Annotated in this window: 16 protein-coding genes and 1 riboswitch; of the genes, 5 read left to right on the top strand and 11 right to left on the bottom strand. The window is 36.4% G+C overall.

Annotated elements, in window-relative coordinates; all coding sequences use genetic code 11:
• Nucleotides 1-3: 3 nt before the first annotated feature.
• The 3 genes from JFU54_RS04990 (at nucleotide 4) to JFU54_RS04980 (ending at nucleotide 2,971) form a co-directional block, all read left to right on the top strand.
• Nucleotides 4-1,287 carry a purine/pyrimidine permease gene (locus JFU54_RS04990; protein ID WP_201063844.1) on the top strand — a complete coding sequence of 428 codons (1,284 nt, stop codon included), beginning with the start codon at nucleotides 4-6 and terminating at the stop codon, nucleotides 1,285-1,287.
• Between the two features lie 359 nt (nucleotides 1,288-1,646).
• Nucleotides 1,647-2,468 carry a Cof-type HAD-IIB family hydrolase gene (locus JFU54_RS04985; RefSeq protein WP_193652217.1) on the top strand — a complete coding sequence of 274 codons (822 nt, stop codon included), beginning with the start codon at nucleotides 1,647-1,649 and terminating at the stop codon, nucleotides 2,466-2,468.
• A gap of 209 nt (nucleotides 2,469-2,677) precedes the next feature.
• Nucleotides 2,678-2,971 carry a DUF3817 domain-containing protein gene (locus tag JFU54_RS04980; protein ID WP_000953390.1) on the top strand — a complete coding sequence of 98 codons (294 nt, stop codon included), beginning with the start codon at nucleotides 2,678-2,680 and terminating at the stop codon, nucleotides 2,969-2,971.
• A gap of 38 nt (nucleotides 2,972-3,009) precedes the next feature.
• Here JFU54_RS04980 and JFU54_RS04975 read toward each other — a convergent pair whose 3' ends face one another.
• The 5 genes from JFU54_RS04975 to JFU54_RS04955 are packed head-to-tail and all read right to left on the bottom strand — an operon-like array spanning nucleotide 3,010 to nucleotide 7,475.
• Nucleotides 3,010-3,687, bottom strand: coding sequence for a uracil-DNA glycosylase (locus JFU54_RS04975; RefSeq protein WP_012262064.1), 678 nt, complete (start codon nucleotides 3,685-3,687; stop codon nucleotides 3,010-3,012).
• 19 nt (nucleotides 3,688-3,706) lie between these two features.
• Nucleotides 3,707-4,699, bottom strand: coding sequence for an ABC transporter permease (locus JFU54_RS04970; RefSeq protein ID WP_002089839.1), 993 nt, complete (start codon nucleotides 4,697-4,699; stop codon nucleotides 3,707-3,709).
• On the bottom strand, nucleotides 4,692-5,609 hold the full coding sequence (locus tag JFU54_RS04965; RefSeq protein WP_201063842.1) for an ABC transporter ATP-binding protein: 918 nt from the start codon (nucleotides 5,607-5,609) through the stop codon (nucleotides 4,692-4,694). The genes JFU54_RS04970 and JFU54_RS04965 overlap by 8 nt, the downstream gene beginning before the upstream one ends.
• Nucleotides 5,606-6,487, bottom strand: coding sequence for an SGNH/GDSL hydrolase family protein (locus tag JFU54_RS04960; RefSeq protein ID WP_002034946.1), 882 nt, complete (start codon nucleotides 6,485-6,487; stop codon nucleotides 5,606-5,608). Before JFU54_RS04960 ends, JFU54_RS04965 begins: the two co-directional genes overlap by 4 nt.
• Nucleotides 6,488-6,497: 10 nt before the next feature.
• Nucleotides 6,498-7,475, bottom strand: coding sequence for a LacI family DNA-binding transcriptional regulator (locus JFU54_RS04955; protein WP_201063841.1), 978 nt, complete (start codon nucleotides 7,473-7,475; stop codon nucleotides 6,498-6,500).
• A gap of 98 nt (nucleotides 7,476-7,573) precedes the next feature.
• Here JFU54_RS04955 and JFU54_RS04950 point away from each other — a divergent pair, with 98 nt between their 5' ends.
• Complete coding sequence (locus JFU54_RS04950) at nucleotides 7,574-8,200, top strand: YczE/YyaS/YitT family protein (protein ID WP_002089845.1); 627 nt, start codon at nucleotides 7,574-7,576, stop codon at nucleotides 8,198-8,200.
• Between the two features lie 29 nt (nucleotides 8,201-8,229).
• Here JFU54_RS04950 and JFU54_RS04945 read toward each other — a convergent pair whose 3' ends face one another.
• The 3 genes from JFU54_RS04945 to JFU54_RS04935 all read right to left on the bottom strand — a co-directional run bounded on the left by JFU54_RS04945 (nucleotide 8,230) and on the right by JFU54_RS04935 (nucleotide 11,851).
• Nucleotides 8,230-9,525 carry a homoserine dehydrogenase gene (locus JFU54_RS04945; RefSeq protein ID WP_002184491.1) on the bottom strand — a complete coding sequence of 432 codons (1,296 nt, stop codon included), beginning with the start codon at nucleotides 9,523-9,525 and terminating at the stop codon, nucleotides 8,230-8,232.
• Between the two features lie 138 nt (nucleotides 9,526-9,663).
• Nucleotides 9,664-10,569, bottom strand: coding sequence for a homoserine O-acetyltransferase MetA (gene metA, locus JFU54_RS04940; RefSeq protein ID WP_201063839.1), 906 nt, complete (start codon nucleotides 10,567-10,569; stop codon nucleotides 9,664-9,666).
• Nucleotides 10,553-11,851 (bottom strand): bifunctional O-acetylhomoserine aminocarboxypropyltransferase/cysteine synthase, encoded by a 1,299-nt coding sequence (locus tag JFU54_RS04935; RefSeq protein ID WP_002068601.1) that lies wholly within the window; start codon nucleotides 11,849-11,851, stop codon nucleotides 10,553-10,555. The genes metA and JFU54_RS04935 overlap by 17 nt, the downstream gene beginning before the upstream one ends.
• Before the next feature lie 234 nt (nucleotides 11,852-12,085).
• Nucleotides 12,086-12,190, bottom strand: a riboswitch (SAM riboswitch).
• A 319-nt stretch (nucleotides 12,191-12,509) separates the two neighbouring features.
• Between JFU54_RS04935 and JFU54_RS04930 the strand changes: the two genes are divergently transcribed.
• On the top strand, nucleotides 12,510-13,739 hold the full coding sequence (locus JFU54_RS04930; RefSeq protein ID WP_201063837.1) for a chloride channel protein: 1,230 nt from the start codon (nucleotides 12,510-12,512) through the stop codon (nucleotides 13,737-13,739).
• 66 nt (nucleotides 13,740-13,805) lie between these two features.
• Here the strand turns inward: JFU54_RS04930 and JFU54_RS04925 are convergent, their stop codons facing one another.
• The 3 genes from JFU54_RS04925 to JFU54_RS04915 form a co-directional block, all read right to left on the bottom strand.
• Nucleotides 13,806-14,432: an FMN-dependent NADH-azoreductase gene (locus JFU54_RS04925; protein WP_002167303.1), complete on the bottom strand. Its 627-nt coding sequence runs from the start codon at nucleotides 14,430-14,432 to the stop codon at nucleotides 13,806-13,808.
• Nucleotides 14,433-14,622: 190 nt separating this feature from the next.
• Complete coding sequence (locus tag JFU54_RS04920; protein WP_002016393.1) at nucleotides 14,623-15,270, bottom strand: response regulator; 648 nt, start codon at nucleotides 15,268-15,270, stop codon at nucleotides 14,623-14,625.
• A gap of 20 nt (nucleotides 15,271-15,290) precedes the next feature.
• A complete protein-coding gene (locus tag JFU54_RS04915) occupies nucleotides 15,291-16,862 on the bottom strand; it encodes a GAF domain-containing sensor histidine kinase (protein WP_002016395.1) in 1,572 nt (523 codons plus the stop codon).
• Nucleotides 16,863-16,923: the final 61 nt, after the last annotated feature.

The raw sequence follows: 16,923 nt of genomic DNA, 5'->3' as shown, positions 1-16,923 counted from the left end.
ATAATGAAGCTATTTCTTTCTGCCTTACAATGGGCACTATTTATTTTAGCTGGAAGTCTTATTGTACCAATTAGTGTTGCAACTAGTTACGGTCTCGACGGCGCTGAAGCTATCGCGTTTGTACAAAGGACATTATTTGTTCTCGGTTTTGCCGGCCTACTGCAAGCTATATTCGGTCATAAACTTCCTATTCAAGAAGGTCCCGCAGGCCTTTGGTGGGGAATTTTCTCCCTGTATGCAAGTTTAGGCGTCGTATTATTTGGATCAAGCAATGAAACACTTAAGGTCCTTCAGTACGCTTTCCTACTAAGCGGAATTATTTGTATTATTCTTAGTGTTTTTGGACTTATCGATAAACTAGTTCGCTACTTTACACCTACAGTAATTGGAACGTATTTATTCCTTCTTGTCGCACAACTTAGTGGCTCCTTCTTAAAAGGTATGTTTGGCCTTGATGGACAACATACGGAAGTACAGCCAAAGGTATTTATTCTTTCAATCATTGTTATTTTACTATCTTTTTTCATTATGAAGCTACCTATTATTGGACGATATTCCGTTCTTTTCAGTATCGTCTGCGGCTGGATATTATTTGCGTGCTTCGGATTATCTAATCCAGTAGCACCTGTGACAGATATAATTCGTCTTCCATCTCTATTTGTTTTCGGAATGCCTCGCATTGAATGGAATATGGCAATTACGGTAGTTTTCATCACACTATTACTTCTAACAAATATGTTAGCAAGTATTCGCGTTGTACAAAAGGTTGTTTCTAAGTATGAAGAAGATGCTGCTCCAAATCGCTTCAAACAAGCTGGCATTATAACAGGAATAAATCAATTGCTAGGCGGTCTATTTTCAGCCATTGGTCCTGTTGCCATTTCTGGATCAGCAGGATTTATCGCAACAACAAATATTTATAAACGCCTCCCATTTATGTTAGGGTCAAGCTTTATCATTCTTGTTAGTATATTCCCAAAGATTACTTCATTCTTTGCAGCAATCCCCGTCGCAGTTGGGTATGCTGCGATTTACCCTGTATTTGCAAGCATGATTGGTCTCGCCTTTCGCGAATATGACACAGTACAAAATAAAGAACAATTATTTAAAGTAGCAGGTCTTTCAATCTTTACGGGAATCGGAGTTATGTTCGTTCCAGCCGGAGCATTTTCTACGCTGCCGCCATTTTTAGCATCTTTTTTAAGTAACGGTCTTGTTCTTGGATCTGTAATGGCTATCTTGCTGGAAATATTATTTTCTCGTTCGCACGAAAAACAACCATCTTAAATTGGAAAACTTCCATTATTGCACTCTATCTTTAGAGTTGTTACGATAATGATAAAGTGAAACTTTAATCAGTGGGGTTTTTGTTCATCCCTACTGATTATTAGCCCGCACCAATCGGGCGTTTACGGGCAGTTAATCTCCCACCTAACTTCTTTGCTCCAGCTAAATTTTGAGGTGGGAGTCTTACTGCCCGGCAAATAGCGGTATAAATTATCACGGGCAACACGCTCATGATAATTTATACTAACAATGCAGAACTTCTCCTAGTTTCATGCAAAGAAGTTCGATGTCTTACTATATATTCCCCACTATCTTTATAAAAATTTATTTCTATTCCAACAAAGAAAGGGATTTTCTATATGACTTATAAAATGATTGTTTTAGATTTAGATGATACTTTATTACGCGATGACCATACAATTTCACCTCGTACGAAAGAGGCTTTAATGACAGCACAAGAAAAAGGAGTTAAAGTTGTACTTGCTTCTGGGCGCCCAACGTTCGCAATGCGTGCGATTGCAAAGGAATTACATTTAGCGGAATATGGAAGCTTTATTCTTTCATTTAACGGTGCAAAAATCATTAACTGCAAAACCGATGAAGAATTATTCAGCAGTACATTATCTCCTGAAATCGTTCACAGTTTATATGATATCAGTAAAGAAGAAAATGTATGGATTCATACATACATTGGTGACGATATTATAACTGAAGAAAATAACTCTTATACTGAAATTGAAGGTCAAATTACTGGTATGCCAATCGTAGAGGTAAGTAACCTTAAAGATGCTGTACAACAACCAGTTGTAAAAGTTCTAATGGTAGAAAATCCAGAATACTTACAAGTGGTAGAAACAAAACTGCAAAAACGACTAGAAGGTCAATTAAGCGTTATGCGCTCTAAACCATTCTTCTTAGAATTTACTGAACATGGTGTTACGAAAGGAACGAGTTTAAACCAATTAATCCAAAAACTTGGTATTAAGCGCGAAGAAGTTATCGCAATGGGCGATAGCTATAACGATCAAGCGATGATTGAATTTGCTGGTCTTGGCGTTGCGATGGGCAATGCACCAGATGATATTAAAGAAATTGCAAACTATGTAACAGATACAAATATGAACGATGGCGTTGCAAAAGTTGTAGAGAAATTCGTTTTAAAAACGGAAGTACTTGTTTAATATTTTCATTCATAAAACCTATTTGAAGTCAAATACTTCAAATAGGTTTTTATTTAAATTGCAATGCTTTTGTGACTATATTTTGAACTTTGCACTATTCTCGTAGTGTAAACTTTCTTTTTGTATATAATTAAACAAAATAGACTATTTCATTTTGAAAAAGAATACAAATTTACTATATACAAGCATACATTAAAGGAGGCTACTTCATGTTATCTACACCAATCGGAAGATTAAGAGCAATCGGCTTAATTGAGGGGATTTCTTTCCTATTACTATTATTTGTAGCAATGCCATTAAAATATTTTGCAGGCTTTGCAACAGCTGTTAAAATTACAGGCATGGCTCATGGCGTTTTATTTATTCTATTCATCTTTGCAGTAATTCAAGTAACAATCGTACACCGTAAATCAATTTTATGGGCACTTGGGGCATTCGTTTCATCAGTTATCCCATTCGGTACTTTTGTACTAGATGCAAAACTAAAGAACGAACAACAATAATAAAAAGGTAGTTAACAACTGTTAACTACCTTTTCTATTTATAAATTTGGAATTTCCCAATCAATTTCTCTTTCGCCCATATTAGCTAAAATCGTATTTACTTTAGAGTACGGCTTACTTCCAAAGAAACCTCGTCTTGCTGATAATGGACTTGGATGTACAGACTCGATAATACGATGACTCGTATTCGTAATTAACTTTTTCTTCGCCTGAGCATGGCGTCCCCATAATATGAAAATAACTGGCTTTTCACGTTCATTTAATAGCTCAATTACGCGATCTGTGAAATGCTCCCATCCTTTTCCTTTATGAGAATTCGCCTCACCTTGACGAACCGTTAATACAGTATTTAATAGTAAAACCCCTTGCTCCGCCCATTTTACTAAATAACCATTATTCGGAATTTCATAACCGTATTCATCTCGAAGTTCTTTATACATATTTAGCAATGATGGCGGCGTTTTAATACCAGGTTGTACCGAAAAGCTTAAACCATGCGCTTGATTCGGTCCATGATATGGATCTTGTCCTAAAATAACGACCTTTGTATTTTCATAACTTGTATACTGAAGAGCGTTAAAAATATCTTCTACCTTTGGATAAATCACATGCTCCTCATACTCTTCTTTTAAAAAGTTAGCTAAATTTTGATAGTATTCTTTCTCAAATTCTGGCCCCAGTAATGGTCCCCAATCGTTCTGCAAAATATTTTCCATGCCTTCACTTCCTATCCAATTAATTCACCATATCCTGCCTTGTAAATACTACAAACGAAATGATAAGAGATACTACTGCCCAAACCGTTAAATTTATTAAAGAAAATCCCATTGATAACCCTTGTAATGCAGGAAGTTTTCCTGATAAATAATCCGTTAGCGATAAATTGACACTAAAAATGTATTTCGCACCTTCCCAAGACGTTGCGAATGAACTTAAAATGCCGCCTGCAATTAACGCAGCTAACATAACGCCCATACCAGCTGGTGTATTACGAATTAAAACAGAGACCATAAATGATATAGTTCCAACAACGATAGCAACAAACCAAGCTAGTCCGTACGCCATTAAAATGTATTGCCACTGCGGAATAAGGTGTACAAAGTTTGTATTTAACGTTTCCTTATCAATGACGAATCCTGTTAACACAGGTAAATTCCATCCAGAGTATCCAAATACAAGCCCTGATAATGCGTAAGCAAACAAACCAACAAGAAGCAATATGAGCGAAATGAAAAATAACATCGTCACATATTTACTAAGGAGTATTTTCCAGCGCCTAATTGGCCTCGTCAGAAGCATTTTCATCGTACCATCACTTCGTTCTCCTGAAACAATATCAATGGCGACAATCATAACGAGCAATGGAATAAATAACGTTATTCCTTGTTCAATAAACGCCCTCACAAATGTCGGTGCTCCTGGCGCAGTCGGATTAATATTATGATCTAAATAATATTGTTGTTGTTCCACTCTTACTTTTAACCAATCCCGCCATTCTTCTGGCAATCTAGAATTGTTCAAGCGGTTTTGTGAATCAACAATTTGTTGCTGTAATGATACTTTCCAATCGGTCGTACCAAGCCTTTTTTGCGTCGTTTCTATTTCACGATACTGAGCATACACAAAAAGTGGAATCAAGATTGCTAAAATAAGCATGACAACAACAATTCGTTTCTTACGATAAATCTTTTCTGATTCATTTAAAACTAGATTCGCAAATTCACGCATGTTGCTCACCCCTTGTGAGTTCAATAAATAAATCTTCTAGCGTAAATACAAGCTCTTTGACGCTATGTATATCTATCCCGTTTTCTACAAAATGCTTATTCCAAACATTAATAGACGCAACATCCATACGACATAATAAACGCTCATCTTCTACACTAACTTCCTCTATCTCTTCAGCAGCGTCTAACATGTCTTTCGCTTTGGAAATCGGTGTAACGACCCATTCCACACGATCACTCGCTGTTTTGATCAACTCTTCAATAGGTGCAACTGTTATCATTTTTCCTTTATGAATAATAGCAACACGGTCGCATATCAGTTGCACTTCACTTAGCAAGTGACTCGAAATAAATACACTCATATTTTCTTCTTTTACAAGCTTATGTATAAATTCCCTAAGTTCTCTAATCCCAGCTGGATCTAAACCATTCGTCGGTTCATCTAATATGAGCAATTTCGGGTTTCCAAGTAGCGCCTGTGCAATTCCAAGGCGCTGCTTCATACCAAGGGAATATGTTTTTACCTTATCGTGAATACGCTCATCTAAATGAACCATTTTTACAATTTCAATAATACGTTCATCTGATATATCACCAAGCATGCGCGCAAATTGCTTTAAGTTTTCCCATCCCGTTAAATATGTATAAAGCTCTGGGTTTTCAACTATACTTCCAATTTGACGCATCGCTTCTCTGAAATTTTCCTTAATAGAATAACCACCGATAGAAATAGTACCTTCTGTCGCTTTAATCAGTCCGACTAACATTCGAATTGTTGTCGTTTTCCCGGCTCCGTTCGGTCCTAAAAAGCCAAACACTTCTCCTTGTTTTACATCAAATGAAATGTCCTCTACAAGCGTCTTCTTTCCAATTACCTTCTTCAAGTCTCGTACAGAAAGTATTGTCGTCATTTTATCCCTCCTTGCTCTAGTTTTAATTTGCTTACGACGTTTTGGACCAATCGCTCTGCCATATATGTGTAGCCTACTTCATTCGGATGAAAATGATCGGAGTATAATAAATCTTTTCCACGATTTTGGAATAAATCAAATGTCGGTGTAATATATACATTTTTATCATTTAATGCTAACTTCTCTAAAGAAGCATTCCAATCCACAACAATATTTGATGAACCTCTTAAATCTTCTACATCCTCAAAAGGATTGTATAAACCTAGCCAAAAAATAGGACTATCTGTGTTTAATTTACGAATTTCTTCTATAATTTTCTTCGCTTCATTTTGAAACGTTTCCGTATCAGGACGATACGTCTCTAAATCTATCTTTCCGAGCGATTCCCATCCTGGGAATAAATCATTTCCTCCAATTGTTAAAACAATTACATCTGCTTGCTTAATTGAATATTGAGCTCCGCTGCTTTCGATTTGTTTTAATAAATCAGGCATTTTCGCACCACTAACTGCCAAATTGCTTAGTGCAACTTTTTGTTTATAATCTTTTTGTAAATTCTCTTTCATTCGTCCAATATAGCCAATTCCTTCTTTATCACCAACGCCGCGCGTTAACGAATCACCTAAACTAACTACTTGTAACGTTCCCGTTTTCTTTTTCTCTTTTGCCACTACGTCAGTCTTCGTAATTAATTTTGAAGCTTTCGGATTTAATACATCATTTACACCCGAAACAAAACCGTATGCAAATAAACAGAAAGATGCAATTGTAATGAGTAGAATTACTTTTACTAATTTTGATCTCATATCAAAACCCCTTTTAGCCCCTATAGATTGTCCATAATTATACCAAACGAATTTTCGAAAAGCGATTTTCACACCTTCTCTATTATGTCGTTTCCCTATCTACCAAATCTGGTAATAACTCTACATGTTTCACATCTATTTCCTCATCATTAATCTTTTCATATAATAATTCAAATGCCTTTACACCAACATTTTTACTAGGATGCGAAATCGTCGTAATACCTAATATATTTGCCACCTCTTGATCATCACATCCGATAATCGTAATATCCTCTGGGATACGAATTCCTTGTTTTTTCGCCTCCGTTACCATTCCTGCAGCAATATGATTGCAAGATACAAGAAAAGCCGTCGGTTTTACAGACATACGAGCCCATTCCCTGACTACATTGCGCCCATCTTCCACCGTAAAACAGCCCTTAAACTTCCAGGCATCTAACGGTGTTACAACAATCTGTTGAAGTGAATCCTCATACGCCTTTTTTCGCCTCTGGCTATTAATACTATTACTTCTTCCAATGCAATATCCGATACGTGTATGACCAGCATCTATTAAGCTTTTCATCCCGCGCAAAAATACTTTGTAGTAATCAATATGTACACTCGAAATGAAATTCGAATCTATTTCTTCACACATCACAATTGGACCAAACTTCGTATACTCTTCAAGTTTTTCCTTACTATTTGTCCGTGAACATATAATTACTCCATCAAGCTTTTTCATTTTTAACATATGTAAAATTTCAAGCTCTTTTTCTTCGCTATAATTTGTCTGGCAAAGCATCATATTATAATTGTTCTTTGCAGTTTCCTTTGATATCCCCCCAATAATGGCACTGTAATATTGATCATTTACGTGCGGCAATAAAACGCCAATTACATTCGTTTTTCCTTTCACTAAATGAATCGCATTCACATTTTGCGTGTAATTTAATTCTTCAATAATCGCTAAAATCTCTTTTCGTTTCTGTTCATTCACATACGGATGATTATTGAGTACACGTGAAACAGTTGAAACAGATACCCCAGCAAGTTCAGCAATCTTTCTTATATTAGTCATCTCATTCTCCCCTTCCCCTCAAAAATTCTCGCTTGACCTGGTAAGCTTTCCACAGTATATCCTTTCTTAGCAAATACATTTTGAAAGGATATACAACTATGCTTCGATTCAAACTAGAATATATATTTTTCATTGGCGGTTTACTCATTCTCGCCATCGGTATTAATATGATGACGACAATTACTTCCTTTGGACTTAGCCCTTATGATTCCTTCTTTATTGCACTATATCAAAATTTTGGGATAAGTATTGGTTTTTGGATTTTCATGATTAACTTTGTTTTTACCCTGATCGTACTCTTTTGGGACAAAAAACAAATTACAATCGGCACAATTGTAACGATGATTCTTATTTCTCTTTTTGTTGATTGGGTTGGTTCTATTACGACCATTATGGACATTATCCGCTCTCTTCCAAAATATATAACACTTATTTGCGGAAACCTATTCGTCGGAGCCGGAATTGGTCTTTACGTCTCTACTAACCTTTGCGCAGCACCTCAAGAGGCTTTCGTTTTAACTGTTGCTGAGAAAAAGAAATGGACATTTAGAAGAACAGAAATTTCATTAGCTTTTTTATTTTTAACATTAAGCTTCTTATTAGATGGGCCAATCTATTTTGGAACAATTATCTTATCCTTTACAACAGGTTGGATTATTCAAGCTTTTATTCAAGTTGGTACGCAAATTTTAAATAGAAAAAAACCTATTAAGCAAGCCGCTTAATAGGTTTTTTCGTTTTATTAGAAAAGATACTACTTAGCATCTCCTTCAATTCGATAATTTGCCTTCACACAATCTATTTCTTCATACGATTGCAATGTATGTAGAATGTACTCATAATCCGCAAGAGAAGCACGATGCGTTACAATTACTATTTCTGCTTTCCCTTTCTCTTCAAGTGGCATTTGAATAATCTTTTCAAAACTAACACCGCGCTCAGAGAACAATGATGTAATTTTTGCAAACACACCAATTTCGTCTTTCACATGAAGTCTTAAAAACTTTTTCACAATAATTTCATCTGGCTCTTTTAGTACCTTTTGATATTGCGGAACTACAGCACTATTTCCTGTTACACCTAACCTAATATTTTGCATTACAGCAACTAGATCAGAAACAACAGCTGTCGCTGTCGGTAAGCTTCCTGCTCCCGGACCATAAAACATCGTTTCTCCTACCGCTTCACCATACACATACACAGCATTATATTCATTTTGCACTGCCGCAAGAGGGTGTGCATTTGGAAGTAGCGTTGGCTCAACTGTAACCTCTAATTTCTCGCCATCTCGCTTTGCAAGACCAATTAATTTAATCGTATAGCCTAAGCTCTTACTATATTCAATATCTTCTGCTGTAATAGAAGTAATCCCTTTTACCTTCACATCTCCAAGCTCTACATTTGTAGAGAAACCGAGAGTAGCCAAAATCGTCATTTTTCTTGCTGCATCCAAACCTTCTACGTCTGATGTTGGATCTGCTTCTGCAAATCCAAGCTGCTGAGCTTCTTTTAACACGTCGTTATATGCTCTCCCTTCGTCTGACATTTTCGTCAAAATAAAATTTGTCGTTCCATTTACAATTCCCATTACTTTCGTAATAAGATCTGAAGAAAGTCCTTCTACGATGCTTCGTAAAATTGGAATCCCTCCAGCTACACTTGCTTCGTAAAATAAATCAGCCTGATTATCTTTTGCTACCGCTAAGAGTTCCGCTCCGTGTAACGCCATTAAATCTTTATTTGCAGTCACAACGTGCTTCCCGCTTTTTAAAGCTTGTAAAATATATGCTTTTGCATCATCAATGCCGCCCATTACTTCAATGACAACATCAATATTAGGATTATCTAAAATTTCATTCACATCTTGTGTTAATAGAGTAGAAGGCACGTCTACTTCTCTCTCTTTCTCAATGTTTTGCACCAATACTTTCGTTACTTTCACTGGACAACCTACTTGGTGTATAAGTCGTTCTTGATGATCTGTAATAATACGAACTACACCACTACCAACTGTCCCAAGACCTAATAACCCCACTTGAATTTCTTTCATAATACTGTCCACCCCTCAAAAATTGTGTTTAGATGCCATTATATAGACAAAAAATCTGAAAAACAATGTATTTTGAATATTGAGAAAAATAAAGGTTAATCTTTACAAATAAAACGCTACCACGTGTTATACAATCATTTACAATATATAAGGGGTTTCTTGATACACGTAATAATTCAGCCAATTAGAGAATAATAAATTCCCATGACTCCTCCACCTAACAATTGGCTTCTCATTTGGATTATTATATTTAAAATAATTTTTTGGCACATCAATATTTAATCCTTTTTGGCAGTCCCGTTCGTATTCTTGCTTTAACGTATCACAACTGTATTCACTATGTCCGAGTGCGAAAACTTGCCTTCCCTCTTGCCCAATAGCAAGATGAACGCCTGCTTCTTCAGAATTGGCTAATAACGTTAATTCTTTCACTTTTTCAATATCGCTCTCTCGTACTTCTGTATGACGAGAATGCGGAGCAAAAAACACTTCATCAAACCCTTGTAACAATTTCACATGTTGCTCGCGAACCTCATGTTCAAATACACCAAACATTTTTTCCGCAAGAGGATACTTCGGCACACCATAGTGGTAATACAAACCAGCTTGTGCCCCCCAGCAAATATGAAGCGTAGATGTTACATTCGTTTTTGAATACTCCATAATACGTCCAAGCTCTTCCCAATAATCTACTTCTTCAAAAGAAAGAGTTTCAACTGGTGCTCCTGTAATAATGAGTCCATCAAATTTTTCATTCTCAATATCACGGAATGTTTTATAGAAGCTCGTTAAATGGTCCTGCGCTACATTGCGAGACAGATGCGATTCCATATGAAGTAAATGAACATCTAATTGCAACGGTGTATTTCCAATTAAACGAAGTAATTGCGCCTCTGTTTCTTGTTTTGTAGGCATTAAATTTAATATAGCAATTTTCAAAGCACGTATATCTTGTGTTACTGCTCGCTCCTTCGTCATTACAAAAATATTTTCCTTCTGCAATACTTTGCGAGCTGGTAAATCTTTATCAATTATGATCGGCATGTTGTTTGCCTCCGACTAGTGCCGCTTCTAAATCTGCAATAATATCAGAAACATCTTCTATACCGACCGATAAACGGATTAAATCAGATGTAACGCCAGCTAAACGCTGATTTTCTGCGCTTAATTGTCTGTGCGTCGTACTAGCAGGATGTATTACACAAGTTCTTGCATCAGCTACATGCGTTACAAGAGTTGCAAGCTTTACATTTGCGATAAATTCTTTCGCTGCTTCTAATCCGCCCTTAATACCAAATGTTAAAACTCCACTAGCACCTTTTTTCAAATACTTTTGTGCTAACGAATAATTTTCATTACTATCTAATCCTGGATAATTCACCCATTCAATGCGATCATGATTGGCAAGCCACTTAGCAACTTCGAGAGCATTTTCACTATGACGCTCCATTCGTAAATGCAATGTTTCAAGGCCAATGTTGCTAATATATGCATTGAATGGGCTCATACAGTTTCCGTAGTCTCTTAATAACTGAACGCGTGCTTTCACAATATACGCTGCTGCTCCAAAATTTTGAACATAGCTTACGCCATGATAACTCGGGTCAGGTTCGACAAGCTCAGGGTATTTTCCATTTGTCCAATCGAAGTTCCCTCCATCTATTACAATCCCACCTAGAGAACTTGCATGGCCATCAATATATTTCGTTGTAGAATGGACAATGATATTTGCCCCATGTTCAAACGCCTGGCATAAATAAGGCGTCGCCAATGTATTATCAACGATAAAAGGTACTTCTAATTCTTTTGCTGCCGCTGAAAGTTCTTTGAAATTCAAAACGTTCATTGCTGGATTTCCTAACGACTCTGCATAAACGAGTTTTGTCTTATCATTAGCAAGTGCCGCAATTTCATCTGCCGTTAAATTAGGATTAAAGAACGTAACATCTATGCCCAGCTTTCGCAAACTCACTCCAAATAAATTAAACGTTCCTCCGTAAACAGTTGAAGAACAAAGTAAATGGTCTCCACTACTGCAAATATTTAAAACCGCAAGCATAATGGCTGCCTGCCCAGAAGCTGTTGCAACAGCCCCTACACCGCCTTCTAAATCTGATAACTTCTGCTCAAATGCGGCTAGAGTAGGATTTCCAATACGCGTATATATATATCCCTCTGCCTCCAAATTAAATAGTGCTGCTAAATCATCTGACGTATCGTATTTATACGTTGTACTTTGATAAAGTGGCAAAACACGCGGCTCACCATTTTTTGGCGTATAGCCACCTTGCACACAAATCGTTCCTTTCCCCCATGATTCTCCCATCTCTCATTCTCCTTTCTTTTATCCCGCTATTTGCGGGCAGTAAGACTCCCACCTCCAAATTCGGCAAATGCGAGGAAGTTAGGTGGGAGATAACTGCCCGATTGATGAAGGCTAATAATTAGCGGGGGAGGGGCAAAGCCCCCACTGATTAAAGTTTCACTTTATCCAAAATAAAAAACTGCCCCTTCCCTGAAAACAAGAAAGGAGCAGTTTGAAAACACGCTCTAAGGCTCTTTCTTATCTCTCAGGATTATTACCTGCAGGATTTGGCACAATTCCGTTATACGGCTGTTGCCAAGGTTTCATCGGGCCTGTCCCTCCACCTTTTCTTGATAAGACTATGCAATTACCGTTGATTTTATAGCAATAATTTCCTGATGTCAAATGGTTTTTCTGAATGTTCTAAATTAAATGCGAGGAATTTAATATAAACAACAAAAGAAATATATTCCATATTCATTTGAAAAAGACCTTTTAAAAACTCCGATCAATATATAAAATTAAATAAGTGGTTTAACCGCGTTGGTTTCAAATTTTCATGAGATTTCAATATATTGAATAAGCCAAACCCTCAAAAAGATACTATATATATTCAATTCATTTCACACTAGCATATTTAATCCTTTCTACATGAAAATTTACATAACGGAGGTACAACATGACAAATAAAAAGGACATGCACTATATACTCGTCCTATATGGCATTCTTTTAGGCTCTATAGTAGGAGCTACAGTCTGGTTATTTTTAGTTACAATAAATATCGGAATTCACTTTATTTGGGGATACTTACCTACTATTTTCTCTTCTCCGCCTTATTACACCATTTGTGTAACAATCATCGGTGGTATCCTCGTTGGTTTAACACAAAAATACTTCGGTACATATCCACGTCTTATGCCCGAAGTGATGGCTGAATATAAAAAAACAGGTAGAATCGAATACAGTTTTGTACATAAAGCTACTTTAACTGCGATTATCGTTTTAATATTTGGAGCTAGTTTAGGCCCAGAAGCAGCACTTGTTGGAATTATCGGTGGACTTTGTACATGGGTAGGAGATCGCTTTAATTTTGCTTTAAAGGGAATGAATGAACTAACAGAGGTTGGAATTGGTGCTACTTTAAGTGTAATTTTTAATGCACCATTATTCGGTTACTTAGCTCCGAATGAAAATGAGGGTGAACAAATTAATGAATTTTCGAAAGGAAAAAAAGCAATTGTATATTTAGCTACCACTTTTGCCGGTTTTTCCGTTTACTTATTGCTTAGTAAACTCGATAATCGTGGATCCTTTATTGTTGATTTTGGGGAAGGGTCTCTTGCTCTTAATGAATGGATCGCCTTTCTACCACTTGCTAGCATTGGTGCTATAGTTGGTTTCTTTTATTTCAAATTAGAATTCACATTAGAGAAATTAATCCACCCCTTCAGGGAATACAAGGTGTCACTTGGAATTATAGGCGGTATTTTATTAGGGGTTACAGGAACTTTTCTCCCGTACACGTTATTTTCAGGGGAACATCAATTAAAAGATTTAGTCGTTGAATGGAGCCATTTATCCTTCTCGGTACTACTTCTTTCAGGAGTTTTAAAGTTATGTATTACTGCCGTTTGTTTAAATACGGGTTGGCGCGGCGGACATATTTTCCCAATTATATTTGCTGGATCAAGTATCGGATATGCTATAGCTTCTATTATCCCTATAGATCCAATAGCTTCTGTAGCCATCGTCACGACAGCTATTTCAAGCTATGCATTAAGAAAACCAATAGCTATAACATTACTATTACTCATGTTTTTCCCGCTCAATTTATTATTACCGATGCTCGGGGCAGCAGCGATTGGGAATGCATTTCCGCTTCCTAAACATAACGAAACTACAAATTAATATAAAAAAACAGCATTAACATGTAAATGTTAATGCTGTTTTTTCGAGTGACGATTATATTTTTAATTAAAATTTACTTGCTACTTTAGCCGCTTCTTCAAGACCTGCTGCAATGATCTCTTCTGCTTTATCTGGGAATTGGTTATGTCCTTCAATAACTACTGTTTCCATGTTTGTTGCACCGAAGAAGCCCATCATGCTCGCTACATATTTTACAGCCATTTCCATTTCAGCTGCTGGTCCTTCAGAATATACGCCGCCGCGTGCATTTAATAATGCAATCTTCTTATCTCCAATAAGCCCAACTGGACCTTCTGGTGTATATTTAAACGTTTTACCAGCACGGTTTAAATAATCAATATACGTGTGTAATACGGCTGGAATCGTTAAGTTCCATAATGGGAAACCGAAAACTACTTTATCAGCTTCTAAGAATTGATTTAAATACTTATCAGCAACTGCTACCACTTTTGCTTCTTCTTCTGTTAAATCAAATCCTCTACCTGCTTTGAATGTACCATTAATCATATCTACGCCTACATATGGTAATTCTTCTTTATATAAATCAAGTTCTACCACTGTATCATTTGGATGCGCTTCTTTATAGTTTGCTAAAAATGCCTCGTATAATTTCACACTAACTGCTTGTTCCGCTGGGCGGTTGTTTGCTTTTACAAATAAAACTGTTGCCATTGTTTTTCCTCCTACTACTCACTCTTATGTTGTTATATATCACTTACGAAAAAGGGTACTCCCTTATAATTATTGTTGCTTACAAATACATTTTATCTTTATATCAAAACAATTACGTCCTCACATAGACGTATTTTTCCATAAAAAAAGTCCACCTTCTAAAGGCGAACTAGGTCTTACGACTTTTGTCTTATACGATTCCATTTTTCACTGCATATAATGCTGCTTGTGTGCGATCGGATAAATGTAACTTACTCAAAATACTACTCATATGAGCTTTTACCGTTTTTTCTGTAATAACTAAAACAGAAGCAATTTCTTTATTACTCATCCCTTTCGCCAATAACTGCAATACTTCATTTTCTCTCGCTGTTAATACATCCACTTGAACGGAAGGTTCTTCTTCTTTCTCTTCCTGTGGTAATGTTTGAGAAAGAAGGGCATTTGCTATATCTGGATGTAATTGAATATTACCTTTATACGCGCTTCGAATAGCTTCAACAAGCTGATCTGGTTCGATATCTTTTAAAATATAACCGCTCGCCCCAGCTTTTAGTGCCGGCAATACATGAGCTTGATCAGAGAAACTAGTCAATACAATTACTTTCACGTTTGGATATTCTTTTTTAATACAAGCTGTTGCCTCAATTCCATCCATCTCAGGCATATATAAATCCATTAATACGACATCTGGACTTGTTTCGCCTACTTTCACTAGCGCCTCTTTCCCATTATTTGCTTCACCAACTAATTCAAAATCTTCCTGTGTGCTTAGAAAAAATGCTAATCCTTTTAAAACAACTGTATGATCATCAACTAACAATACTTTTATTTTCACAAACTTCCCTCATTTTCACATCATAATGGTACATTTACTTTTATACTCGTTCGTTTCTTACTACTTACAATTTTAATTGTTCCACCAACTAATTCTACTCTTTCACGCATCGTAGTCATACCGAGTGATTTCTTCTCTTTTATATCCTTTTCTACAAACCCATTTCCTTGATCGACTATTTCTAATGATACATTTTTCTCCGTCACTTTGAAATAAATCGTCGCTTCTCTTACATTCGCATGCTTACTTACGTTATTTAAAGCTTCTTGTCCAATTCGCCATAGCGCTTCTTCTACTACACGCGGCAAATCACGTACACCTGTAACTTGTTCCCGAATTTTCAATCCTAAACTTTCACCATATTGCTTTAAAGCTGGTAATAACCCTTTCTCTAATCCAGCCGGACGGAGCTGCCAAATTAATGTCCTCATTTCTTTTAAGGCACCTTGTGCTAATTCACGCATCTCATACAAAGACTGATCTACCTTTTCATTTTGACCCTTTAAGACAGCTTCAGCGCCTTTCGTCATAAACGTTAATGAAAACAACTTTTGTGAAACAGAATCATGTAAATCTCTAGCTAAACGATTACGCTCTTCCATTCGTACAAGTTCGCGGCGTTTTTCATTTAATCTTAAGTTCTCTATCATTAATGAAATATGATTTGCTAACGCTTGTACTACATCTATCGTATTTATATCAAATTCTCCATTATTAGAACTTACACTTAATACTCCAAATATATGATCTTGAATATGTATCGGAATAGCGATAACTGCCCTATTGGGATGCTCTATATTCCCAACCTGACGCTTTGACAAGACAGACTCTTCTTTTTCCAACGCTTCCTGTGCTGCTGCCCTCAAATCATCTTGTAGTTCACCTTTCTTATAAGAAGCTCTCACAGCTAGTTCATTTTCTTCTCTAATAAAGAATACAACTTGCTCCCATAGAAATAAGCTCCCTATTTGCATTACAATCTCTTCTGGTAATGCATTAAATTTATGAATTGTCCTTAAAGCTTGAATAAAGCGTTCTAACTTTACATAATAATGAGCTCTTCTCTTTTCATTTTCATACAGTTTTGTACGCTTTAATGCCGTTCCAATTTGAAAGGCAACTGATTGTAATAGTACTAATTCTTCTTCCGAAAAATGCGTTTTACCTGGGCTAGCTACATTTAACACGCCAAATTCATCTTCTCCCGCTTTTAGCGGTACTGTCGCATGATGTACAATCCCTTCTGTATCTCCCCAGTTGTATTCAATCGCATTATTAATTCTCTTACATTCAATAATATTAACTGCTCGCTCTAGTTTTCCTTCCACAAAGCGGTGTAAGCACCAGCAATTCCCCTCACACATCGGTCGTTTATTTTCGAATTTCAATCCCTCTGGTAATTGGTAATCAATTAATTTTGTATATCTACCATTTTCATCCGCAAGGAAAATCCATCCTGTCGTTAAACCCGTTACATTCAACAGCTTTTCCAGCACAGCTTGAAGTACGTGATATGTATCATTTGAGGTATTCAACGTTTCTGCAATCTCTTTTAATATAACTAATTCATTTGTACGATTCTCTTGAAACATAATTCGTCTCCTACATACAAGATTTTAAATAGTACTTAACATAAATCATCTACTTTTCACT

Source organism: Bacillus sp. TH19 (genome assembly GCF_016651075.1).
Classification (GTDB): domain Bacteria; phylum Bacillota; class Bacilli; order Bacillales; family Bacillaceae_G; genus Bacillus_A; species Bacillus_A mycoides.
This window is presented reverse-complemented; position numbering and strand designations above follow the sequence as displayed.